At 50.2% G+C, this 23330-nt stretch carries 23 protein-coding genes and 1 pseudogene; 4 read left to right on the top strand and 20 right to left on the bottom strand.

All coding sequences use genetic code 11. The annotated features are described in order from the left end of the window. Positions 1-195: 195 nt before the first annotated feature. Positions 196-1278, bottom strand: a complete 1083-nt coding sequence (locus BMOU_RS01675) for a LacI family DNA-binding transcriptional regulator (RefSeq protein ID WP_034874116.1) — start codon at positions 1276-1278, stop codon at positions 196-198. Between the two features lie 346 nt (positions 1279-1624). Between BMOU_RS01675 and BMOU_RS01670 the strand changes: the two genes are divergently transcribed. Further along, the gene (locus tag BMOU_RS01670; protein ID WP_235143645.1) at positions 1625-2047 is read left to right on the top strand and encodes a hypothetical protein; all 423 of its coding nucleotides are present in this window, start codon (positions 1625-1627) and stop codon (positions 2045-2047) included. Positions 2048-2390: 343 nt separating this feature from the next. Here the strand turns inward: BMOU_RS01670 and BMOU_RS11485 are convergent, their stop codons facing one another. Then, on the bottom strand, positions 2391-2570 hold the full coding sequence (locus BMOU_RS11485; protein ID WP_235143644.1) for a hypothetical protein: 180 nt from the start codon (positions 2568-2570) through the stop codon (positions 2391-2393). A 195-nt stretch (positions 2571-2765) separates the two neighbouring features. Between BMOU_RS11485 and BMOU_RS01665 the strand changes: the two genes are divergently transcribed. Beyond that, positions 2766-5129 carry an LTA synthase family protein gene (locus BMOU_RS01665; protein WP_235143643.1) on the top strand — a complete coding sequence of 788 codons (2364 nt, stop codon included), beginning with the start codon at positions 2766-2768 and terminating at the stop codon, positions 5127-5129. A 47-nt stretch (positions 5130-5176) separates the two neighbouring features. Here the strand turns inward: BMOU_RS01665 and BMOU_RS01660 are convergent, their stop codons facing one another. From BMOU_RS01660 to BMOU_RS01635, 17 genes and pseudogenes are all read right to left on the bottom strand, one after another. Next, positions 5177-6094 carry a glycosyltransferase family 2 protein gene (locus tag BMOU_RS01660; RefSeq protein ID WP_034874112.1) on the bottom strand — a complete coding sequence of 306 codons (918 nt, stop codon included), beginning with the start codon at positions 6092-6094 and terminating at the stop codon, positions 5177-5179. 58 nt (positions 6095-6152) lie between these two features. Then, complete coding sequence (locus BMOU_RS11480) at positions 6153-6614, bottom strand: hypothetical protein (RefSeq protein WP_235143642.1); 462 nt, start codon at positions 6612-6614, stop codon at positions 6153-6155. Positions 6615-6699: 85 nt separating this feature from the next. Continuing rightward, positions 6700-6930 (bottom strand): oligosaccharide flippase family protein, encoded by a 231-nt coding sequence (locus tag BMOU_RS11670; protein WP_268744933.1) that lies wholly within the window; start codon positions 6928-6930, stop codon positions 6700-6702. A gap of 19 nt (positions 6931-6949) precedes the next feature. After that, positions 6950-7279: an oligosaccharide flippase family protein gene (locus BMOU_RS11665; RefSeq protein ID WP_268744926.1), complete on the bottom strand. Its 330-nt coding sequence runs from the start codon at positions 7277-7279 to the stop codon at positions 6950-6952. Beyond that, positions 7201-7497, bottom strand: coding sequence for an oligosaccharide flippase family protein (locus BMOU_RS11660; protein ID WP_268744925.1), 297 nt, complete (start codon positions 7495-7497; stop codon positions 7201-7203). The genes BMOU_RS11665 and BMOU_RS11660 overlap by 79 nt, the downstream gene beginning before the upstream one ends. Next, positions 7457-7558, bottom strand: coding sequence for an oligosaccharide flippase family protein (locus tag BMOU_RS11655; protein ID WP_268744932.1), 102 nt, complete (start codon positions 7556-7558; stop codon positions 7457-7459). The genes BMOU_RS11660 and BMOU_RS11655 overlap by 41 nt, the downstream gene beginning before the upstream one ends. Positions 7559-7645: 87 nt before the next feature. Continuing rightward, a complete protein-coding gene (locus BMOU_RS10845) occupies positions 7646-8176 on the bottom strand; it encodes a glycosyltransferase (protein ID WP_081738452.1) in 531 nt (176 codons plus the stop codon). Positions 8177-8977: 801 nt separating this feature from the next. Next, a pseudogene (locus tag BMOU_RS01655) lies at positions 8978-10231 on the bottom strand (nucleotide sugar dehydrogenase). A 296-nt stretch (positions 10232-10527) separates the two neighbouring features. Next, entirely contained in the window at positions 10528-11202 is a 675-nt protein-coding gene (locus BMOU_RS01650; protein WP_235143641.1) for a glycosyltransferase family 2 protein, read from the bottom strand. A 1000-nt stretch (positions 11203-12202) separates the two neighbouring features. Further along, on the bottom strand, positions 12203-12394 hold the full coding sequence (locus BMOU_RS11470) for a hypothetical protein (protein WP_235143640.1): 192 nt from the start codon (positions 12392-12394) through the stop codon (positions 12203-12205). Beyond that, complete coding sequence (locus BMOU_RS11650) at positions 12381-12665, bottom strand: glycoside hydrolase family 99-like domain-containing protein (protein ID WP_268744931.1); 285 nt, start codon at positions 12663-12665, stop codon at positions 12381-12383. Before BMOU_RS11650 ends, BMOU_RS11470 begins: the two co-directional genes overlap by 14 nt. Before the next feature lie 65 nt (positions 12666-12730). Continuing rightward, entirely contained in the window at positions 12731-13432 is a 702-nt protein-coding gene (locus BMOU_RS10835) for a glycosyltransferase WbsX family protein (RefSeq protein WP_268744924.1), read from the bottom strand. Between the two features lie 118 nt (positions 13433-13550). Continuing rightward, on the bottom strand, positions 13551-14165 hold the full coding sequence (locus BMOU_RS11165) for a glycosyltransferase family protein (protein WP_161631963.1): 615 nt from the start codon (positions 14163-14165) through the stop codon (positions 13551-13553). After that, on the bottom strand, positions 14146-14397 hold the full coding sequence (locus BMOU_RS10830) for a glycosyltransferase (protein WP_081738451.1): 252 nt from the start codon (positions 14395-14397) through the stop codon (positions 14146-14148). Before BMOU_RS10830 ends, BMOU_RS11165 begins: the two co-directional genes overlap by 20 nt. A gap of 67 nt (positions 14398-14464) precedes the next feature. Further along, positions 14465-16273, bottom strand: coding sequence for a DUF4012 domain-containing protein (locus BMOU_RS01645; RefSeq protein WP_235143639.1), 1809 nt, complete (start codon positions 16271-16273; stop codon positions 14465-14467). A gap of 66 nt (positions 16274-16339) precedes the next feature. Further along, positions 16340-17905 carry a sugar transferase gene (locus BMOU_RS01640; RefSeq protein ID WP_034874465.1) on the bottom strand — a complete coding sequence of 522 codons (1566 nt, stop codon included), beginning with the start codon at positions 17903-17905 and terminating at the stop codon, positions 16340-16342. A 224-nt stretch (positions 17906-18129) separates the two neighbouring features. Continuing rightward, the gene (locus BMOU_RS01635; protein ID WP_034874108.1) at positions 18130-19221 is read right to left on the bottom strand and encodes an acyltransferase; all 1092 of its coding nucleotides are present in this window, start codon (positions 19219-19221) and stop codon (positions 18130-18132) included. Between the two features lie 28 nt (positions 19222-19249). Between BMOU_RS01635 and BMOU_RS01630 the strand changes: the two genes are divergently transcribed. Beyond that, complete coding sequence (locus BMOU_RS01630; RefSeq protein ID WP_034874106.1) at positions 19250-20188, top strand: glycosyltransferase; 939 nt, start codon at positions 19250-19252, stop codon at positions 20186-20188. Between the two features lie 11 nt (positions 20189-20199). On the opposite strand, the gene BMOU_RS01625 is transcribed toward BMOU_RS01630, so the two are convergent. Beyond that, on the bottom strand, positions 20200-21183 hold the full coding sequence (locus BMOU_RS01625) for a glycosyltransferase (protein ID WP_034874104.1): 984 nt from the start codon (positions 21181-21183) through the stop codon (positions 20200-20202). Positions 21184-21236: 53 nt separating this feature from the next. Here BMOU_RS01625 and BMOU_RS01620 point away from each other — a divergent pair, with 53 nt between their 5' ends. Then, positions 21237-23291, top strand: coding sequence for a glycosyltransferase (locus BMOU_RS01620; protein ID WP_034874102.1), 2055 nt, complete (start codon positions 21237-21239; stop codon positions 23289-23291). Positions 23292-23330: the final 39 nt, after the last annotated feature.

Below are 23330 nucleotides of genomic sequence, written 5' to 3'. Positions count from 1 at the left end.
GTATTGCACAAAGCAGGCGAGTACGTTCTCAACCTTGTTGTTACATGTATGATAAAGCGTTTTATCAAGGGAGTCAAAGGGGGTCAGCCTGCCCGCGTGTCGCTTTTTACCCCCGACAAGCGGAAAGGCCCGTCAAACCCCGCAGACCGACACCTTCTACACAAGAAGGGGATACACGTCAAAGAAGATGCACGGTCAGGCCCGGACCGCCTGCACCAGTCTCGGAGTAAGCACCTGCACCCGCGGACGAGACAGCCAGGGGCGCTCGCCGCCCTGGGCATCCTCGGATTCGGAATCATCCTCGCTCTTGCCGGCACCGGTGCGGCCGATTGCGACGTCGATGCGGGTGGAGAGCATCTGCCAGCACGCTGCCGCCAGTTCGGCGACGCTCTGTTCGACGGTGGTCATATGCATGCCGAGACCGAATCGATTGAGAATATTGTCGTAACCGATCACCCGCATATCCTGCGGCACCTGCAGACCACGCTCGGCGAGACGCTGACGGAATCCCAACGCCATCACATCGTTGCAGCAGAACACCGCCGTGGCACCGCCGTCGACAATCCGATCGGCGGCTTGGTAGCCGCTGTCGAAGCGGTAGTCGCCCGCAACGCACAATGCGGGATCGAAATGCTCCCCCGCCTGTTCGACGGCATCCATGAAGCCACGCTTGCGGTCAAACGCACTCGATTCCGCAACGTCACCGGTCACGATGCCGATATGCCGATGGCCTTCCTCCAACAGGTACCGCGCGGCAAGCTGGCCACCTACATAGTTGTCGAATCCGACGGCATCGCACCAACCGTTCTGCACAAGCCGGTCGATGAGCACCACCGGGCAGGCCACCTGCTCCACATCGGCCTGCAATTTGTCTTCGGCGGCGCATGATTCACGCGCGGGAATCAGCATCATGCCATCGACGCCTCGCGAGGAGAGCCGGACCATCAAATCATGTTCGACCGTGCGCGAATCGTCGGAATTGGCCACGATCAGCGAATAGCCCTGTGCGGCGCACTCGTCTTCCACGCATTTCGACAGTGCGGCGAAAAACAGGTTCTCGATGTCAGGAACGATCAGCGCCACGAGTTTCGACTGCTTGGTCACGAGGCTGCGCGCACTCTGGTTGGGCACATAGTGCAGCTCCTTGGCCGCTTTGGCGATCAGCTCGCGCTTTTCCATCGACACACGCGCGGGGCGCCCGTTCAGCACCAGAGATACGGTGGTCACCGACACTCCCGCAGCCTGCGCCACGTCCTTCAATGTTGCGCGTCGTGCCATATGTCCCCCTTAGAACATTGTTTCTTCTAGCATAAAATCATCACGCGTCACAACGCGCTGTGAAAATGTTCCCTTACCTGCACGCAACAGGCACTGCGTCACATCAATCGAGCACGGCACCCTTTAATGCCACCCGAATCACCTCGGCACCTCTGTATGCCCTTATATTGCAACCATTCCCCTCATAGAGAAAAAAACACGAAACCATTTCTTTAGCAAGCGATTTTCTCATGAAATTTTTTGTATGCTCTTAAGGTCTCGTTGAGATTCACATGCAACAGGATAAGAGGGAAAGAAATAGTGAAGATCGAAAAAAAGCAATGCCAAATCAAGGCATTCGATTGCAGTGATCGCCATAATCGCGGTCATCGCGATCGTATTGACCGTAGCAGCGATCATTTTTGTCGGCAATCGGCAGGAACTGACGCAAGCCGCCAGCGATACCTGCAAACTGAACGCAAAGACACTGACCGTCCATCAAAACAGCTTCGAAGCGGCACAGACCAGAGCCGAACAGGCGGCGAAGCTCACGGTCGACGATGTGGCGAACGGCTCCACGCTGGAAACGCTCAAGGATGCGATGAAGCTCGCCGACGACATCGACGATGCGCCGACCTGCCCCGCCAACGGCAGCGTGGATGACTTCACCAAGGCCACCAATGACATCAAGGACTACGCCAACGACCTGCGCAACATCACCAATGAGCTCGATTCCGCCGCCAAGGCCGTGGTCGCCTCACAGGAGATGAAGCTCGATTCCACCAAATAACCGCCTTCCGCCGACGACCTTCCAACCGCAATCGCCCTACCGCGGAACGGTACGGAAGATGGTCTGATGGATGCACCAGTTATTGGCGGCACCGTCGCCGCCAATGGCACAACCGATTGCGCCATCGTCTCGACAGCGCCCGCCCCACTCCATGCCCACCCTTCCGATGGAACGAACCTGGCTTGCTTTCAGTGCGGAAAGCCGCCCTCCCGCGTGGATTCGTATGCAGAAACCGCCCTGCAAACATACAGGAGATGTTGCACGACTCGTAAGCAGTCCTTTCGTCCAGACTGCGCCATTAGAATAGCCCTGATTCACTTAGAGTTCACCTCCCAAAGGCAAATCAGCCAGAACGGAAGTACCCCCAAAGGACGCGATGATGCAGAACATCCTGGCCACCGGTCACTCGAAGGATCTTCCATATCTGCAGCCAGCCGCATTCAGCAAACGCCCAGAACCGGTCGTCGGTGAAACACGCCATCGTTCCTTTCCCTCCTCCCGCACGGTCAATCAGCACATGCATATTTCACCTTCCATCATCAGAAACGCTTTCCGACCAGCCGATGAATCGACGAAACGGGCGCGGAGAACATCATTGTTCGTCAGCAAGCGGCCAATCCACGCGTCAACGGAACCACAAGCGCAACATGCTCAGCATCGTGCCACGCAGCGTAGGGGCACGCGCTACAGCCTGTACACGCAAGGCATGCAATCAGGCATGCAAACGACCGAGCATGATATCGGAACGGTCAACGCGCCCGCGCCGGTTCCGGCACTGGCGCAACCAGCCGCAAACACGGCATCGGCGGAGCCCAATGCGCTCGTTCCGGCCGACAAGGCCGAGGAACTGGCCGTGATCACGGTGCGTAAGGTGCATACCGTCGCACATACCGCCCGGCAGGCGGCCCGACGAGTGGCCGCAACCGTGCATCATGCCGCGGAGAAGGTTCATGACCGGTGGCAGGCCTTTACCGATCTGAAGCCCGTACGCAAGTTCATCGACATCGCCAAAATGCTTCACGGCCTGTGGCGCAAACGCATGAAGTTCTCCTATGCGTTCTACACGGTCGTGTTCATGCTGCTCACCTCGGCGGAGGTCATCTTCCTGCAGTGGGGCATGTGCACCGAGCCGGAATACGCCGCGGACGCGCAGGTCGACGATACCACCAGGATCATGCAAAGCGTGGCCGGTCAGCTGACGAAATTCGTCAGTCAGATGTGGCTGGAGCAGAAATACATATTCCTCGTCAATTTCGTTGGTTTGGGATTGGTGTATCTTGCGCTGATCTTCATTACGAACAGATTCTGGATTGCGACCATCATATTCGGCACCGTCATGACCACATACGGCGTGGCCAACAGCATCAAGGTGCAGTTGCGTAACGAACCGATCATTCCGGCCGATCTGACGTTCGTTTCCGGTGGTGACACCGGCAGCATCATGTCGTTCGTACCTGAGACCAGCGAAGCGCTCGTTCAAGGTGCAATCCACGTGGTGATCTGGTTCGTGGTGATATGCGTGATCCTATTCGCGCTCGACGGCCGCAGGAGATTCATCCATTGCTCGTGGCGCCACCCCATCGCGAACGTCAAGAACATTGTCGGCAACAGTTGCCGTGTTCTTGCCGCCGTGCTCAGCGTGGTGCTGCTCGGCTCGTATACGGCGGGCTTGAGCACCCCGGATTCGTGGTCCTACACTTGGGCCACGGATATGGGCTACCGCCCAGAATTGTGGAACTCCCTGATGGACGCGCAGAACAACGGTCCGGCAACCACGTTCCTGAGCCTGACCAAGGTCAAGGCCATGGATAAGCCGGAGAACTACAGCCAGAAGACCATGGAGCAGATCGCCGAACGCTATTCCGCCGAAGCGGAAACCATCAATCAGAACCGTGGCAGCGAACTGACCGATAGTACGGTGATCCTGATTCTGTCCGAGTCCTTCTCCGATCCGACGCGCGTGCCGGGCGTGAGCTTCGGCATCGATCCGATGCCGAACATCCGCAATATCAAGAACTCCACGACGTCCGGACTGATGCTCTCCCCCGGTTATGGCGGAGGTACCGCGAACATCGAGTATCAGGCGCTAACCGGTATGAACCTGGCCAATTTCAACGATTCCCTGATTGTGCCATACCAGCAGCTTGTACCGAATCAGGACGACCCGTACTCGTTCAATCAGATCTGGACGCAAAAGTACGGCGAATCCGCCACCTCCGCGGTGCATCCGTTCCAGCAGAGCATGTATCTGCGCAACATCAACTACAAAAAGTTCAAGTTCTCGAACCTGTATACGTGCGACAGCAAGGAACCACTCGCACATACCGGCACCATCGATCGTTCGCCGTATGTGAGCGACAGCGAGGCATACCAGAACGTTCTCGACTTGATCAATGAGCAGAAGGATGGCGACAAGTCGCAGTTCCTGCAGCTCGTGACCATGCAGAACCACATGCCGTACGGCGACTACTACGACAATAACGAGTTTGTGGACGCCGACACGTCGGAGAACATTTCCGACAGTGAGCGCAGCGACGTCGACACGTATGCCAAGGGCGTGAACTATACCGACCAGGAGACCGCCGACTTCCTCGACCAACTCAATCAGATCGACAAGCCGATCACCGTGATCTTCTACGGCGACCACCTGCCCGGCATCTACTACACCGCCGATAAGGATAAGAACAACAAGGTGTCGCTGCACGAGACCGACTATTTCATCTGGTCGAACAACGCGTCCGCCTCGCATGACACGAAGCTTGACCAGACCGAAACCGCCTATACTTCGTCGAATTACTTCATGGCCATGGCAGCCGAGCACATGAACGCCAAGGTGTCACCGTTCCTCGCCATGCTGACCGAGTTGCATCAGGAAGTGCCGGCCATGAGCCGCGTAATCGACACCAATGGCGGCATCGGTCAGGGACACGCCACCTATCTTGACCGTGACGGCAATACAGTCACCGTGAAGCATCTTTCGGAAAGGGCCAAGCAGCTGCTTGCCGACTACAAGCTGGTGCAATACGACCAGACCTCCGGCAAAAACTACCTTAAGGATCTGAAGTTCACGCAGGTTCCGTAAGGCCGCAGTTGGAGCAAAGCTTCAAAACGGATCTTTATTTTCTGTTATTACCATTCAGATGAAGACTCGTTCTGAAGTTTCGCTCCCGCCGATGCCCCGGCTCGATTACCCAACAGTCGAGCCGCGCAGTCGAAGCAGAATCTTATGATTTCGCATAAATGACACCCTTTGGCCAAGCCCTGGATGACATATTTGACCAGCGCCATTCCTTCACCAGCAACTTTCGCGCCGCCCAACAACGCCGCGTGCTTCTGAATCTCCTTGCCCATGAGATAGTTGCGTTTGTACTGCTGTCTGAGTGTGAAATTATGTGAGTGAACGACTTCCGCACTTGCCTCGTATGCAATCTTGTACCCGGCATGGAGGAACGCGGCGGCGATCAGCATGTCTTCGTTGGTGTCAATCGGATGCTCAAACCCTCCGACGGCAAGATATGCCGAGCGGCGATACGCAGCGCACACGTCGGAGGCAAAGAACGCCTTGATGCCCAATCGTTCGATATCGGAAGCGTCACGGATATGGGATTGTTCGGGATAGTTGAATTCCCGGACCAGACGCTCGGCAGGGCGTGCATCTGGGCGTGCAATCTGACGCCCAGTGACCAAAGCCACCTTTTCATCAGAGAAAGGTCTCATGAGATTTTCGATATAATGCTCATTCGCAGGCATGGCGTCTTGAGTCAGAAACAGGACAAAATCGCCACTGGACTCACGTAAGGCCATGTCCCGGGTGGCGCCATGATCGAAATCTTTGCGTTCGATTCCGATGAATCTGATGTTCTGACCGGTATGGCTCGCAATATATTGATTCACCAAAGCCGGAGTGCCATCATCCGACTGGGAATCAACGACGATGATTTCCACAGGCGGTAGGCTCTGGCTAATCAGTTTATCGAGCAGCACGGTAATCTGATTACCCGGATTCAGCGTCGGAATGATGACAGAAGTCAAATTCGACCCTTTCATTATATCCAGTCCCTTCTTCAAAACTTCAAGTCAATTATCAATAAGATTGATTTTTAAATTAAAAATAATAAATATCTACAATAAATATAAATATCATCGATGCAAAATATTCAAACATTTTTTTAAACCCGCCAGTTAAAACAACAAATATAATAAATAGACCAGTAAAAGAAAGAGCAAATATTAAAAGAGAAATCCACGTATTCAAAGAGGGGAAAAAACTCTTTTTACATAGCATACACGGAACAAAAGCAACGAAACCACATATAAGAGGGGTCACAACTTCCTTACAGTAGTCTCGGATTCGACCTTCAAGAGCAATTCTCTCCACATAATACACGCAAGTGAATATCTGTAAACAATAACCAAAGGCAACACCAATTGCAAGATTGGTCAAATTACCAGTCAACGCTCCCAACAACATGGAAACAACAATAATAACCGTCGCAATTGATGTCTGCCTTAGAAGTAAATCAGTACGCCCTGCACTTTGTAGCATCGGCCCGGTGATATTACCCAATAATTGACAAAATAAAGAAGACGAAAGAATGGCAAATAGCGGTACACAGTTCTTCCAACTGTCACCATAGAATATAACAACAATTTCATTCGAACATAATACAAATAAAAAATGTAACATATGCCCCAACTATTGCTAATACAAAAGTTATTTTATGATAGAAGTCACGGAGCCGATATTTATCGTTTTGATACCTAGCTAAGAATGGTTGTATCACACTAGCTAACACTTGCGGGACAAATGTAATTGGATACGCCGTCAGTTTGTAAGCCTTGTCATATAGTCCTAGGGATACGGAATTGAACGCTCTACCAATAACAAGATGATCCAGGTTCCTAGCGAAGTAATTTACAAAATTTGCACCAGCTTGAAAAAAGTGAATACTTTGCGATTATTCTTATTGAAGAAATAATATGCAAGTCAGTAAAGGAGAGTTCTTTCTTTATTGAGAGATAATTCCACAGAAAAACCAATATTGCTGTAATATTTATGTTCGCAACTAATGCAAACACTCCAAATCCTACATATGCAAGAACGATTGCAGCAAGGCCTCCAACAATCGTTGTTATGAAGAGTCTTACTCCAATTAATTTAAATTTCTTGCCTTTAAGAAGTAACCCGTTGGGGACCATGTTGACTGTGTTGAAGAATACGGATACAGACACCCAAGCACACAATGAAGCATAAGTAGAATCATGGAAGAAAAAAGCTTAATGGTGTCCCCAAAAAAGATGAAGACACAGGAAAGACAAAGGCCAAGACCACATGAAAAGATAAAAATAGATCCATAATCTTTCGAATCGAGTTCTTGATACTGAATAATTGCTGGACCCAATCCCAAATCAGCCAATATACTGAAAAAAACTTGTGAAGACTGTAACACCAGCCATCACTCCATATTGTTCCGGCGTAAGCAATCTGGCAAGTACAACAGTGATTGCCATCTGCATTATCACTGTAGAGTATTTCGACACTGCCTGAATGAAAGCAGCCTTCAAAAAAACTCATCTCTCTATGTTTTTTTTGACACATCATTCATCGACTATGCTCTTCCATTCACTCACAATGGTTTCAAGAGAAAATGCTTTTGCACGTTCCAACGAAAGTGCAGAGTATTTTCTACGTAATTTCACACTGGAAATTAATTTACTCAATTGCCGACAAAAATCTTCCACATCACCATCATGGGCAAGCAATGCATAACGCCCATTGTCAGTCACCTCACAAAGAGCAGGTATGTCGAATGCGACGACAGGAAGTCCGACACTCATAGCCTCTGCAGACACTAATGAAAAACCTTCCCAACGACTTGTCATAAGGAAGATGCTTGATTTTAGATAATGATCGAGCAGATCCCGCCCCTGCAAGGCTCCTCTTAAGATGATTTTATTCTCGACATGTGCTTCTTGAATGAGATCTAAGAAACGATTTTTGTCTACGCCAGTTCCGGCAACATTAATGTACCATGGTTCTGGAAGCGTGCGCGCAATCGCTATAAGATGATCCAGTCCTTTTTGTTCTATGGTCAACCGCGATGTGAACGAAATAACGTGGCTGTCCATATCCGCCACAGAATGATGTGGGTCAAGAGTGATTGGATTATGCAAAACGAATGAATTTGCATTATATTGCAACCATCTTTTACACGAGTATTTCTCAAGACAAATTATTCCATCTGCTTTCTTTACAAACCGAAGCAGAGAGTCGCGATTACTAAAAATATTTTTTTTGTTTCAACATACACATCAAAATTATTGTGCATCCATAAATAAATACGTATAAATGGATAACGTTCTTTTATTTTTGGAACGAGATGAAAGAAATGTGGATTTAAGACAACTGTATTAATCCTATTATCATCTAGATATTTTAAAAAAATGAATTTGCCAAAGAGACATAATCTTCCCGCCAGAAAAAAAGTTTTAACAAACGGAAAAAATTGATTTTTTAAGGTATCTCTTTCTTGTAGAATCAAAACGAACAACAGGCGCATTAACATGATAAAAAATCCTGTTTGGTATCATCCAAACAATACAAAGTCACATCTTCCCCCATGCTCATATAACGCATTTACAATTACTGATGTCACACGTTGTATGCCGCCCAAGCTCAGCGTCTCAGTTGTAAATAGAATGCGTTCGCTCACGCCTTGTCCTCCAAGTCAAGAACATGCCACTTCAACCACGAAATGACAACTATTGGTTCCGCAACGATTCCAGAAAATTCCTAGGATTCCTTACCTAAAATACGATATTCTATATTTTTATCATCATACTGTCTACTGACGCTCTACTAATCTACATACGTGGGGCAGCGTAGACATTCAGCATGCGTTCCATATGAAGTCCTCCGGAATCATGCCATCAATCTCTCCGGAATAGATCGCGGGTATAGACTTTAGCTTCCACATCCTTGAGTTCTGCATTCCAACGATTGGCAACAATCACGTCTACCCGTTCTTTAAACGATTCTAGATCATGCGTTACCTCAGAGCCATAAAATTCTGAGTCCTCCAACGTAGGCTCATACACCAATACAGTGACACCTTTAGCCTTGACCCTTTTCATCACACCTTGAATTGACGACTGCCGAAAATTATCAGAGCCTGACTTCATGGTCAATCGATATATACCAACTATAGGTTTCTTCTTGCCAGAAGCCAGAGCACGTTCCATCACTTCCGAAGCAATAAAATCTTTTCGAGTGCGATTTGCATCTACAATGGCACCGATGAGATTCTGAGGTACTTTGTCATAATTTGCAAGTAACTGTTTTGTATCTTTCGGGAGACAATATCCGCCATAACCGAAACTCGGATTATTATAGTGTGCTCCAATACGTGGATCCAGTCCCACTCCATGAATGATCTCTTCTGCATTCAAACAACGGGTCTGTGCATATGTGTCTAATTCATTAAAATACGCTACACGTAATGCAAGATATGTATTGGCAAACAACTTAATGGCCTCTGCCTCAGTTGGCCCTACAATCAGACGTGGTACACCCTTCGAACCATCCGGATTTGATCGAGTTTGCTCTCCCTGCGCAGTCCCCTCATCGAGCAATTGCGCAAATTTCTCTGCGGCCTCAATAGCCCGCGAATCATCCGCCGGTGCACCAACCACAATTCGACTTGGATGAAGGTTATCGTACAGAGCTTTCCCCTCACGTAAAAAATTCCGGACTAAAGATAATACGATCATCATTACGTGATTTACGCAGATTTATCGTGTAGCCAACGGGTACGGTAGATTTTATGACCACCCAAGCAGCCGAATTCACATCGCGAACCGCGTCAATAGCATTCTCGACACTAGAAGTATCGAAATAATTTTTTCAGTGGATCATAATTTGTCGGTGTCGCGATTACAACATAATCTGCATCTTCATATGCTTCAGATTGATTCAGTGTTGCGTGAAAATTAAGAGGGCATTCCCCTGTTATATTCTTGTTGAGAAATTCAGTAATTTTTTTCATCCACAATAGGACTTTCACCGCGATTCAGTGCTTCCACCTTTGAAGGCACGATATCCACTGCACAAACCTCATTATTTTGAGCAAGTAACAGCGAGACGGACAAACCGACGTAACCAGTACCAGCAACTGCAATTTTCATCATTGACATCCTTTCAGCGGAAGCAGTTTATACCCTTCAATAATTTACAATACATTATTACGAATCCATGCTGGCCTATCAACTAGATAAGCGACTTTAGGCATATCGCAGTACACAGCTATGTGTCTTATAGAAGTACAAGACTTTGCACTGCTCGCAATAAACTTTTCAAGTTAGGATTCATCTTGAAACTATTCATGAAAAGTGCCGCCTCTTCATGCCTAGTCAACCCGGATTTGCAAATTTGAGCTTTCGTATACATAAACCGAGAATACGAATCCCGATGTGAAGATAGTTCATCGAAATATTTTTTTTTCAATTAATGAATACGCCTCAAGTGCCTTGCTAACGTTCTGGGAGATGGAATCTGCAGAAATATAGCGCTCAACAAGTACTTCATCAGTGTAAGACAGCTTGTGGTCACGCAGCAAACGAAGCATAAGATCCCAATCCTGGAAACGAGGAATCTTTACATCGAACAAATTATCTTCAAAGAGCTCATGCCTCGCGAGAATCATCTGAGTACTCACAAAATTACGCCCGAGTAAATATTCATATGAAAAATTTGCCTTTATCGCTTGACGACAGGGCTCATATTCATCTTCAGGTAGCCCAACAGAATGCATCTTGCATATATCTATCTTCGAATTATAAAGGTTGATATTCTGAAGCTGCTTCTCGAGTTTTCGAGGCATCCAATGGTCGTCGCTATCTTGGAACGCAATATATTCACCATGTGCATGCCGAATTCCATTGTTACGAGCAGCGCATGCTCCTGCATTATCCTGCATAACATATTTAATTCGAGAATCCCCAAGCGAGGCAATGATTGATTCAGTGTTGTCTGTAGAACCATCATCAACAACTACTACTTCAAAATCTTTGAATGTCTGCTCTAGAACACTCTTAATGGAATCGCCTATAGTATCTGCACGATTGAAAGTAGGAATGACTACACTTACTTTAGGCATTGGAACTCCTAGTATGATTAAAAATTTATCAAACGATAATGTTTCCCATTCCTCCAAGGGATAACTGAAGTTAAGAGGAAAAGAAAAGTGTTATGTTGAAAGGACATCAGTTGAGCATCGAACATTGAATGTACTGCAATAATTCCCAACAAAAAATAACAGAAGCCATTCATTATTAGCAAGCAATTTCTTTTGAAGGATAGTTAAGAAAAATAAGAGTAACAATAAAACAATCAATCCATGATCATATATTATTCTCATATATGATGAATCAATATATAATCCTTTATTCACCAGCACTTCTTTTGTTCCACCTAGGAAAGGCAAACCAAAATGTTGAAGAGCATAGGAGGTATATGTAAGTCTAGAAGAAAAAGATCTTATCTATCTCTTTCATAGCTGATGCATCAGAAAAAGAAAATGAACAGTAGCGATATAGACAAGAAAAAAAGTAGCGCAAATTATATAATCATATTGAATAAGGAAATCAATTACCTTTTTTATGAACTAATCTGTCACTATATCGATTAATTATGAAAGAGACAATGAGGACAAGATATATTAAACAACATCCATTACGAGCATCCGTATAGTAGAACACCGCAGTATTACATATCCCTAGGAGAAGATATTCACTAAACCGCATGTTTTTATTACGCAGCCAAACCCAAAGCAACACAATATTAAGAAATATGTATGACAAAAAGGTCACATACGCAAATCCCAATGAGACACGCGCTGTCCCATCTGCTCTTATGTTGCTTACATTATCAATTAACCCCAAACCAGAAAACGTTACAATCAAAATGGTAATAATTGTTTGAAGCATAACTGTTATCTTTGCGATTTCTGAGAAAGCAATTCTTCGTCCGCAAAAAAAGAAGCATTGAAAATGCTAGCAAATCATTGTTACCTAAAAGGAAAGTTTGAAGATTTAGAAAGATAAGAACGACAGCAAATACTATTTCACCTGTCGTATGCTCTTTGATCGTAAAAAATCTCATGCAAAAGAAAAAAAAACTGGAACAATAGCATATAGTATATTTACATGTCCAAAATGTGCCGACAGCGTTGTTGTATTCAAGATTGCAACAATTAACCATATAGCATATCCTACAAAGAAATAAGGAGCCTCAAAAACTGCAAGCCCTTTATTTTTCTTTGTTACAAAAGTTTTCTCATTGTACAGCATCTTTCACCGCCTGCAACCAACCATATTGGTCGGATTCCGTTGGTTCGAGTATGGCTCCCTCACCCCACTCATTCCAAGCATTAATCACAGTGAAATCCATGTAATCTTGTCGATTTGAATGAATCAGTTGTGTCAAATAATCCGCAAACTTTGTGTAGCTTGCTCCTTGGGTAATAAAAGCACGCGTTCCTTTTCTTGGAGAATTATCGAAGTTCGTAAAGGCAGATCTTACGATTTGTCTCGTTCCGTATGTCCTCTGTTTATTTAAAATACGATTCCACAGATAATCATAATCTAGAAAATCAAGCTTTTTTCATCTTTTTATCGATAAAACGATCAGCCTGCTTTAAAAAGTGAAATTTCATAATGTGCCGAATACAATGGCTCAAATTCAAAGACCGCTTTAGAGTAATTACTAAATGCTTTTGGATTAAATGAACTGATATATTCAATAAGATATATATTTTCTTCCCCACATTTTCCAAGATACGAATTCCAAAAATTAATCATACTATCAAAATTAGGAATATTCTTTGGAGAATAGACGAAGAACACAGGACGTCCCTGTATTCTTAGATAACGTTCATCCTTGAAAAAAGGGATTAAATACTTAATGTGGTTTAACCAGTCTTCTTGTCCTCCAAATGTCTGAGGTATCAAGATTTCTTTATTTTTACCATCCCATGCTCGAGTCCAAGGTTCATTTGCCCAGCATAGACAAAATTGCTGTTTAGCCTCTTTATTTGTCAGCAAATCTTCTATTGGTTTTTCCATCAATTTTTTACCATTAAACCAATAATGATAGTATACAAATCCATCGATACCGTACTGTGCTGCAAGACGATGCTGCCTTGTCATTTCTTCTGGATGAGATAGATCGTAATAGTGGGAATTAATCGGTACAAGAGGCTGAGAATGCCCTTCGTATAATGGTTTTGCTTTTTTTACGTTTGTCCATTCTGTAAAACCTTTTCCCCACCAGCGATCATTTTCAGGAAAAGTATGAAATTGTGGAAGATGAATTGCAAAGGTCTTCATTTCACTCCTTAACCATTTCATTGCTTCTCATCAAGACTGACATGCATTGTCCTATACGTTTCAACAGTTCTCGTTTTAGCAATTGATTTTTTTCGTAAAATTTTTTAGTGCAGAGAATTTATTGACATACATTGTTGAAATGAGAGCGGCGATGATGTTCCTTTTTTTTGCAAGGCATAAATTCACCTAATTTGTTATAAAGCAGTTCTGCCTGCTTACAACTAGCCCAATATTTTCTTGCGTTCTCTTTTTGATTTCTAATTTTGCTAAAGACATTATATCGTTCGGCACCAACAGAATTAGTATTATGCTGTCTATATAAAACTGTTGGAGTACGGATTCCAAGTACATGCCCACAGCAGGCTGCGACCAACAGGGTCCACCAATCATGCATTAGAATTTTCTCGTCAAAAACATTATCAGTCGCTTTAACGATGACTTTCCGTAACTCAGCATTTCCTACTATTGTGCAGCCTGCGGCAACACTAGTTATAAGTAATTCTTGTACAGAGTCGCCTATCTTCTCTTTTCCTGAGTTTTCCAAAAAGGATGAAGCCGTAATTTTAAGATTACTATCCGTAACAGACATGTCGGTATAAACCATTAATGGGCTCTTTTTACCGTATTTTTCTTCAAGGTTATGCAAATATTTGAGACAAAGTGTCATTTTCTCCGGGAGCCAATAGTCATCTTGATCAGAGAAAGCAAAATACTCATTTTTGGAATATCTCAATATGTCTAAAAAAATGACTTTGTGGGGTACCATGCCGTATCCCTGTATCTAAAACTTCTATTCGAGAATCTTGATTAGACCAACTCTCTAAGATATCTATAGTGGAGTCAGAAGATCCATCATCAGAAATGAGCAAATCCCAATCGGAATAATCTTGGTTAACAATAGACTGAATCTGATCATTGAGATAATCGGCTCCATTATATGTTGCCATCAATATATCTACAGTCATTGTTAACCTCTCTACTCTGACTTATCCGGATACATCTATATTTTGAGAATCAACTGCAAAATAGACCTTAATGTTGGAGCTGGCAGGCTTTAGTATCGTAAGATACGCCGGTATTCGTCCAACCCATCGGTGTCTGATCAAGTTTGAGATCTTCCTTGGCTTTGGGTGAGGTGGTCACGTCGAAGTCGAACGTCGCATTCTGTCCGTAGGCGATGTTCGCAACGGTATAGATCATGCCATTGCCATTGAGATCGCCCTGCTGTGGGTCATCAATTTGCGCGGTGCCACCGACGGTAAGATTGGAGATGGAGCCACCGGCAGGTGCATAGAGCAGCATCTTATCGACAATGTGTCCACGCAAATCACCGCCGCCAAGAATGTAGGTGGGGCCGTTCACGTAATCCTCATAGGGCAGAGCATTCTCCAGAGTGACCGTCACATGGTAGGTCTGGGAACCGTCCTGATTGCATGAGGTACGTGTGATCTGCGTACTGCGGTGTAGGTACCAGTCCATCTTCGAAGCGTTGAGCTGGTTGAAGTACATGCCGAATTCCGGCTTCTCCTCATCGGAAGGGATACCGTTCGTCAGACCCATATCGGAGAAGGCCTTGTTCTCATCTTCATGGAAGCTCACAAAGCTCACATGGCGGCCGTCCGCCATTGGGGAGATGAGCTTGGCGATGGACACAAGCTTTTTGATACTCAGGTCTTTGAACGTGGCATCCATCACGTTGGAAGCCACATACTGGAAATACTCATCCTGGTAGGCGGTGTACACATCCTTATAGATGTCGTTAAGCAGGAACTGAGCCGTATTGTCGCCTGTCAGCAGCGGGCCGTTCGGAATCTGCACGTTACCATTCAGCTTCACCAGCTCCTGAATGAACACCGGATCGATGGCCATCACGCCATCCACATTGGTGGAGTGGCTGGACCGCTGCCAAATGGTGGCAATGTTCTTCGCCACGTTGTTGAAGTCCGGGTCCGCCTCCTGATCTCGAATATCGAAGGAGAACGGGAACAACGCCTTATCGGATTCCGTATAGACCTCGGAATTCTCGCCTTCGAACTCGGTATTCGGGTAGAAGTCACCCATCTGGAATGAACCGTTATTGGTGGTCATGCTGCCCAGCGAGCCACCCAAACCACCCGAGGATCGGGATTCCGAAGTGGTAGCCGCCAGAACCAGATAGGTACGCTGTCCATCCTGACCTAGGAAATTCGGTAGAATGGACAGCATTTCGTTACCTTGGTTCAATTTGTCGGCGATATCAGCGAACTGGTCCAACGCCTGGTTGTACGCATTCTTTACCATCCCGATATGCGGGGTAGGCAGGTTCTTCATCTTCTTATACTGCTGCTGGACTTGTGTGTTCGCCGTGTTCACGGCGTTCTTGAGATCCAGCACCGGCTGCATGTTGATTTGGCCATCGCCTGCGCTCAGGTCAGAACTCATCACCGTGGTCAACGTATCGGAAACCTCCGGCAACGTCTTCGAAGCGAGATCATCCACAACTTCCGTCATGCCCTGCACGGTGCGAATGTCATCGCCATACACCGGTACCATGGCCGCCAGCTTCCACAGGCTACCATGCGCGATGGTACGAGCGGCGCTGGTGTGCTGTTGCATCGGCTTGATGACCTTCTGCAGTGTGGCCGGATCCATCGTATTCTTGATATCTTTGATCTGCTTCACCGTTTCCACGGCGGCCATCTCGTGGTCTTTGACCTGCAATGCCTGCTTATAGAACTTGTAGCCGGCCACACCAAGCACCGCACCGAGGGCGACAAGCAGCACGAAAATGCCGAGCAACACCCAAGGCCATTTTTTACGCTGATTGGGTTGTGTAATGGCGTGGCTTGCATTGTGTTTCATAATCGACAACTCCGATTCGTTCTTCTGCAGTTCCTCGTGCGGTTTCGACACCCTATTCAGGAGCCGTCAGTACGCCCCGTCGCCGTGTAACACTACGCCCACGGTTTTAATCAAAATGGCGATATCCGTCATTAGAGACCAGTTCTCCACATAGCTCACATCAAGGAATTCGGTCTCCTCCTGCGAAAGATTGTTACGCCCCGAAATCTGCCACGGACCGGTAATGCCCGGGCGTACCAGCAGGCGTGTGGAATACAGGGTGGAGTACTGATCCACCTCATATTGGCGTTGCGGGCGAGGGCCCACCAGCGACATATCGCCCCTCAGCACGTTGATGAACTGAGGAATCTCATCAATGGACGTTTTACGAATGATTTTGCCCACCTTGGTAATGCGTGGGTCATCCTTGGCCTTGAACGCCACGCCAAGCTTCACGCCGGCGGCCTTGGCCACCTCGGCATCATGCTTGTCGGCGTCCACACGCATGGAACGCATCTTCAGCACATGGAACGGTTCGCCATACTGGCCGATACGCTCCTGTTTGTAGAACACCGGACCGCCGTCTTCCTTCTTGATGAAGATCGCGGTGATCAGCATGATGACGGAGCCCGGAATCAATGCGATCAGCGAGCCAAAAATGTCAAGCGTGCGCTTCATAAGGCGCGTCGGCCACGAGTATTGCGGCAGTGCGGCCGACATGATCGGCAGTGCGGAATTGTTGCGCATATTCACGCGGCCGCCGCCGATATCCGCCACGGAAGCGGTCACAGCCAACTCCATATTCAATGATTCGACTGCCAAGGAAAGCGTACGCAAGGTTTCGGAATCACGGGTGAGCACGTCGGCGATGAACACGGTACGGGCGCCAAGATTGCGGGCCGTCTGTGGCAGGTGGGAGTTCAACGCCAGCACGCGTAGCTTCTTTTCGCTCTCATTCTGCGGTTCGAACGGCACCGAAATCAGGTATTGGGGAGAATCCGGATCGGATTCCTCGCGCACCTCCTCCACCGGGCACACCGCAATCGGCATATAGCCGACGGCCACACCCATCTCGGAGGTGAGCTTGTTGATGGTATCCCGAATGCCCTGCGGAGATCCGATGATTACCGTCGGGTAGTTGAATTCGCCTTTACGACGGTTCGCATGCAGCAATCGACGCATCAGCCAGCGCTCGACCATGGTAAGCATGCCAGCAATGAAGGCGGCAGGGCCAACCAGCCAACGCGGGTATTGGGCATCGAACAGGTACGACAGCGAACACATGGCGAAAAAGTCAAGCACCCCGGCACTCAGCACCTTCGCATACAGTGCATAACCCTCGCCCATAACATGGCGGGCATAGCCCTGGCACACGGCCAAGCTCAGCAGCCACACCACGCACAGCACCACCAAGGTTCGCGGAACACCTCCGGCAATCTCCTGCTGCACCTTATGGAGCACATTCCTATTGACGAGGAACACGAGGCCGCAGGCAATGAGCATCATCACGGCATCAAGTACCAATAGCGCGGAATTGTACAGATAACGCCAAGTCGGGGCGGGGTGTAGCTGGAATTTCGGTTTTCTGTTGCCGGCCGCGGCCTCCGGATGGTAAGTACCATCAAAGAAGGTCGGAATGGGCCCTGTTGCCATGGTACTGGTGACCTGTCGTCGGACCCGGTTCCCGGAGCCTCCGAATTGGCTGGCTGGCATTACTTCTCCTCTGGCTCTCCCGTTACCCCCTACTGACTCTTTACGGGTCAGAAGGGTGGGAACGTTGACCCTATGGGTACATGCATCTCTTCAACTGCCTTATAGTACCGCAAGCCTCACCCTTGTCCTAATGCCGGCAATCGCTCCTGCCGCGTTCAAGAAGATCACTTCATCAGGAAGAGCCATTTGGCGGCAAGGGGGCAACGGGACACCAGCCACACCCCCGCATACGAGACGATGAACGCGGCGGCCATGATGCACGCATACAACGCCCAGCCGTGCACGGGCAGCGACGCATACTTCATGAACAACACTATGGGGTAGTGCAACACATAAATGCCATATGAACATATGGCCACGCTGCGCACAGGCCGGTACAGGGCGTTCGGAATCCACCTGCCATGCAACGCCCGCACCACGGCAAGGAACAGCATGCACCCGCCCAGCACCACCGGAGTGAACGCCAGACTGGACTGGAAACCATCGGCATGCAGATTCGACCACACGGCCGAAACGCACAACAACGCGAGCGCCACCACCATACCCGCATACACCGCAACCGGTGCGGTTCGCATGCCGAATCCTCTGCGCACCATGTAGCCGAACACCATATAGAACAGGAATCGCGGTTCCGTAATGCCGAACATGTCCAAAGCGCTGACGACCCGGAACGCATTCCCCTGCAATGCCATGATCTGATTCACGCTCGGCAGCACCGAGTAGAACACGAACAAACAGGCCAGTACCGCATATGCATACGGTTCCAGGCCACGCTCCCTAATGACGTGCAGCAGCAATGCCAGCAGCGGTACCAGCAGGTACGCGCCCACGATGGCCTGCATGTACCACAGATGGCCCATTGGCGCGGGGCCCATGAACAGCGCCGATTTCACGTAGTCGGCGAGGGTCACGCCGCCCGCACCGATGTGCTGCACCACTGCGAGCGCAAGATTGAATATCTCGTATGAGACGACCAGTGGCAGCAGATTGCGTTTGAAGAAGGCGAGGGTCCGTTCCTTCGTGTAGTCGCGGTCCAATAGCAGATAGCCGCTGATCATCAGGAACAGTGGTACGCCCAACGTGGATAGGCCGATGGCGCAGGAGGCGGCGATCTGGTTGCCGGTGAGACCGGCCAGGTCTTGGCCGTTGACCTGCGCAACGGCGGCGCGCAGTGAGTGGATGCTCAGTACGCATAGCACGGCCAGCGTGCGCAGCACGTCGATGCTTTGCACCCGGCTCGTCTTATCTGCGGCCATTCAAGCTCCTTCACGCAACTTCACGGTCATGATTTACGATAGCGTAGTGACCATTCAACAGCATGACCAGCTTCCGCAGTTCTCCCTGCTTATGTCAGTGTATGCCAATGATTCGCTGCCGCAGATAGAGAGGGCGATCGCCTCCGCCACGATCGAGCAGTCGTTGCCGCCTACGCAGATCGTGATCGTGCGGGATGGCCAGGTGCCGGACGATATCGGGCGATTCCTGCAAGGCCTGCCCGGAACCGTCGCTGGCTGGTTCGGCGTTCCCGGCGCCTCTCCGATGCCCTGCCCGGAAGTGACCGTGGTGCCGCTGGATGCCAATCAGGGCCTTGCGCATGCGTTGAATGAGGGGTTGCGGCGGTGCCGTTACGATGTGGTGGCCCGTGCCGATAGCGATGATGTTTCCCTACCTGAGCGTTTTGCCACGATGATGCCGTTGTTCGCCGCCGATCATGTGCCGGTCATCGACATTGCCGGCAGTGCCATTCAGGAGTTCACCGGCGAGGAGAACCGTAACGGTCAGGTGCGTACGCTCCCCCGTGAGGGCGCGGAACTGGAACGTTTCGCCCGTATGCAGTCGCCGCTGCACCACCCGAGTGTGGTGTTCCGTAGGTCCGTGGTGCTGGCCGCCGGAGGCTACCCGGAACATATCGGCCGTTTTGAGGACTACATGCTGTGGGAGCGTCTCATGCTGCGCCATGCGCGTTTCCATAACGTGCCGGAGGCATTGGTGCTGTACCGCGTGGATGCCGGCGCATACCAGCGTCGCGGCGGTTTGGGTATGTTCCGTGACGAGCTGCAACTGCAGTTGAGATTCCTGCACGACGGCTTCGTGAATCTTCCGCAGTTCCTGCGCAATGTGCTGGTCCGTGCCGTCTACCGGCTGTTGCCGACCGGTTTCAGAAAATCCTGCTATCACCTGCTGGTCGCCGTGCGCAACAGGCTGACCGGCAATCGTAGGTAGCTTCCCTGATTTCAGCCTTCGATCGCCGTGATACGCTGCGCAATCTGCGTCACATCGGCGAACAGCTCCGCATTGGTTTGCGGATCAGTGCGCCAACCGTCATGCCAGCCGCGTTTGAAGCAGTCGACAATCACTTCCCTATTGCCGGAACGCAGATAGGTGAGCACCCAGCGGCGGGCGGTTTTCAGCAGGAATTCCACGAATTCGACCGCCGTGAAATTGCTGCGGGACAGGCGGAACAGCCATAGTTTGTTACGCACCTCATTGTAGAAGCGCTGACCCGGATCGGCGTCGCTGGAACCGAACACCTTGGTCTTGTGGATCACCTCACTGGTGGGCACGTAGTAGCCGATGCCGTGCTTGAGCAGGGCCGTGGTGAATTCGAAGTCGTCGTTCCACAGAAAATAGGCGCTGCGCGGCAGCTTATGGAGGCCCACGATCGCGCCGGCGTTGATCAGGCACGAGACGAACGACAGCGAGCGCGCCTGATAGGTGCTCTCCCCCGCCGGACCGGCGAACGCTTTCGTACCTTTGCGCACCCATGTACGCGGTCTTGGTTTGTTCATCAGGTGTTCGCGGCCGTCGACCCACACCGCCTTGGACCCGAGTATGGTGGGCAGGGCGTGGTTCACGTCAAGCGACTCCTGCGCCGCCTGAAGCAGTTTCTCCAGCGCGGTAGGCGTCGGTATGGTGTCGTCGTCCATGATCCACACGTAGTGGGCGGCGTCATGGTCGGCGGCGATGGCATTCGGATCGACCGCGTCGGCAATGCCCGCGCAGAATCCGCCGGCTCCGCCGACATTGTGCGGCAGGGCGATCACATCGGCGCTCACCGGGTGTTCGCGCGCCACCTGCAGCGCGTGGTCGGTGCTGGCGTTGTCGACCACGATCACGCGGTCGGCAGGGCGGGTCTGGACCGCAAGGCCGTCAAGGCATTCGCCCAGTAACTGTTCACGGTTGTAAGACACCACCACGGCGGTAACGTTGAATCGCATGGGTTTCATTATACGGTGAGTGGATACGGCGGCCGTGCGGGTGCAGCGGCCATATGGCGATGGGCACTTTATATAATGAGTCCATGCTGAATATGAACGCTTCCGCAACCGACCATGCCGAAGATTGGGAGACCGTCAATCGCGTGATCTATCCGATCAAGGATCAGGATCTCACCCTTCCTCTCTATGTGATTGAATGGACCCGCCCGCACCTGACCGATGCGGTGTTCGATCCGCGTGTGGATATGAAGAAGGTCGATTTCGGCAGCCTGAACAAAACCGGCTACCAGCATCTGGTCAACGAGGGTATCAACCAGCATTCCAACACCAGCGCACGAGACATCTTCACCATTGATTCACGTAACGAGTTGACCGTGCGATCCGGCAAACATGTGTCGTTGTGCACGTTCTTCAACGCATTCCCGGCCAGCTATTGGAAGCGCTGGACCAATGTCAGCAAAGTCCGTTTCACGGCCGAAGTACGGGGCAAAGGCGAAGTGGTGCTGTTCAAATCCACCGGCCGCGGACTCTTCTCGCCGGTGAACACCATGACCGTGGACAGCGAAGGCGCTTGCCAAACCATTGAAGCCATACTCCCCATGACCAACCTGCTCGACGGCGGCTACTTCTGGTTCGATGCAAAGGCCGACGACCGGATCGATCTCACCGTATCGAACGCCTGCTGGTCGGTGCCGGGTAATGAGCGCACGGTACGGCAACGGACCACGATGTCCATCGCCATCACCACGTTCAATCGTCCTTCCTACTGCCATAACCAACTGAAGACCATTGCATCCGAACAGAGCCTGCGCGAGCGCCTCGACACCGTCTACTGCACCGACCAGGGCACCGATCTGGTCAAGGACCAGCCGGGCTTCGACAAGACGGCCGCGGATCTCGGCGGCCAGCTGACCTACCTGCGCCAGGGTAATATGGGCGGTTCGGGCGGATTCTCCCGTGGCATGTATGAAACGTTGAAGGCGGGCACCAGTTCATACACCCTGTTGCTTGACGACGATGCCATCAGCGAGCCGGAGGCCATTCTGCGTTCCATGCAGTTCGCCGACTACGCCAAGAAGCCGACCATCGTCGGTGGCGGCATGCTGCATCTGGATAATCGCACCGTACTGTATACGCAGGGCGAGCGTTTCACCCGCAACAACGTGTGGATGGCACCTTCGCAGGGGTTGGGGTATAACCATGATTTCGCCGCGTTCCCCTTGCGTGATTCGCCGGAACGCCACCGCCGTATCGATTCCGATTTCAACGGCTGGTGGATGTGCCTGATTCCGACGGCGATCATGCGGGAGATCGGTCTGTCGTTGCCGATCTTCATCAAATTCGACGATACCGAGTATGCGGTGCGCGCCTTGGAGCATGGCTACCATACCGTATGCCTGCCGGGCGTGGCCGTGTGGCATCAGGCTTGGCATGACAAGGATCCGTCGCGCACATGGGAGGAGTACTTCTTCCAACGTAACCGCTGGATCTGCGGTCTGCTGCACTGCCCGAAGCCCGGCAGGCGGTTCGCGTTCGAAATGCTGTACGGCGATGTCAACGTCGGCCTGAAATTCGTCTATTCCGCACTGAAACTGCGCCATATGGGACTGCGGGACATCATGCGCGGACCGCAGTACATCGTCGATTCCATGCCGGGCAAACTCGCCGAAGTGCGCAAGGCACGCGAAGGCTTCGCCGACACCACCATGGTGAAGGACATCGACGAATTCCCGGAACCGAAACGCGAATTCTTCGCCGATCCGACGCCGGATACGCCGAAGAACATCAAGAAGGCCGGCATCAAAGCCATTCTCAAGGCGCTCACTTCACGCGGGGACGGCACGAAGGACGTTCAGCCGGACATCGCCATTCCGGCCAAAGACGCCATCTGGAGGTCGTTCAACGGCATCAATTCCGCCATCGTGACCTCACCGGACGGCAATACCGCCGCCTGGTGCCGCCGCAACAGCAGGTATTTCCGCAAGCAGATCCGTGAAGGCCTGCGGCTGTCCCACGCACTGACCTCACGGTGGGAGCGGCTCTCCAAGGAGTATCGCGAATACGACATGGCCAGCGTGGATGTCTGGAAGAAAATTTTCGAAGACTGAATTGCAATGCATGATGGCTGCGGTTTCAACGGAAATCGC

Source organism: Bifidobacterium moukalabense DSM 27321 (assembly GCF_000522505.1).
Taxonomy (GTDB): Bacteria; Actinomycetota; Actinomycetes; order Actinomycetales; family Bifidobacteriaceae; genus Bifidobacterium; species Bifidobacterium moukalabense.
This window is presented reverse-complemented; position numbering and strand designations above follow the sequence as displayed.

What these genes read in the sequence shown, in the direction of transcription:
- BMOU_RS01645 (WP_235143639.1), bottom strand. Translation starts at nt 16,273, where the DNA reads ATGAAACACAATGCAAGCCACGCCATTACACAACCCAATCAGCGTAAA.
- BMOU_RS01630 (WP_034874106.1), top strand. Translation starts at nt 19,250, where the DNA reads ATGATTTACGATAGCGTAGTGACCATTCAACAGCATGACCAGCTTCCG.
- BMOU_RS01665 (WP_235143643.1), top strand. Translation starts at nt 2,766, where the DNA reads ATGCAAACGACCGAGCATGATATCGGAACGGTCAACGCGCCCGCGCCG.
- BMOU_RS01650 (WP_235143641.1), bottom strand. Translation starts at nt 11,202, where the DNA reads ATGCCTAAAGTAAGTGTAGTCATTCCTACTTTCAATCGTGCAGATACT.
- BMOU_RS01675 (WP_034874116.1), bottom strand. Translation starts at nt 1,278, where the DNA reads ATGGCACGACGCGCAACATTGAAGGACGTGGCGCAGGCTGCGGGAGTG.
- BMOU_RS01640 (WP_034874465.1), bottom strand. Translation starts at nt 17,905, where the DNA reads ATGGCAACAGGGCCCATTCCGACCTTCTTTGATGGTACTTACCATCCG.
- BMOU_RS01625 (WP_034874104.1), bottom strand. Translation starts at nt 21,183, where the DNA reads ATGCGATTCAACGTTACCGCCGTGGTGGTGTCTTACAACCGTGAACAG.
- BMOU_RS10830 (WP_081738451.1), bottom strand. Translation starts at nt 14,397, where the DNA reads ATGACTGTAGATATATTGATGGCAACATATAATGGAGCCGATTATCTC.
- BMOU_RS01635 (WP_034874108.1), bottom strand. Translation starts at nt 19,221, where the DNA reads ATGGCCGCAGATAAGACGAGCCGGGTGCAAAGCATCGACGTGCTGCGC.
- BMOU_RS11655 (WP_268744932.1), bottom strand. Translation starts at nt 7,558, where the DNA reads ATGGCAATCACTGTTGTACTTGCCAGATTGCTTACGCCGGAACAATAT.
- BMOU_RS01660 (WP_034874112.1), bottom strand. Translation starts at nt 6,094, where the DNA reads ATGAAAGGGTCGAATTTGACTTCTGTCATCATTCCGACGCTGAATCCG.
- BMOU_RS01620 (WP_034874102.1), top strand. Translation starts at nt 21,237, where the DNA reads ATGGCGATGGGCACTTTATATAATGAGTCCATGCTGAATATGAACGCT.
- BMOU_RS11470 (WP_235143640.1), bottom strand. Translation starts at nt 12,394, where the DNA reads ATGCTGTACAATGAGAAAACTTTTGTAACAAAGAAAAATAAAGGGCTT.
- BMOU_RS11485 (WP_235143644.1), bottom strand. Translation starts at nt 2,570, where the DNA reads ATGCATGTGCTGATTGACCGTGCGGGAGGAGGGAAAGGAACGATGGCG.
- BMOU_RS10835 (WP_268744924.1), bottom strand. Translation starts at nt 13,432, where the DNA reads ATGAAGACCTTTGCAATTCATCTTCCACAATTTCATACTTTTCCTGAA.
- BMOU_RS10845 (WP_081738452.1), bottom strand. Translation starts at nt 8,176, where the DNA reads ATGGACAGCCACGTTATTTCGTTCACATCGCGGTTGACCATAGAACAA.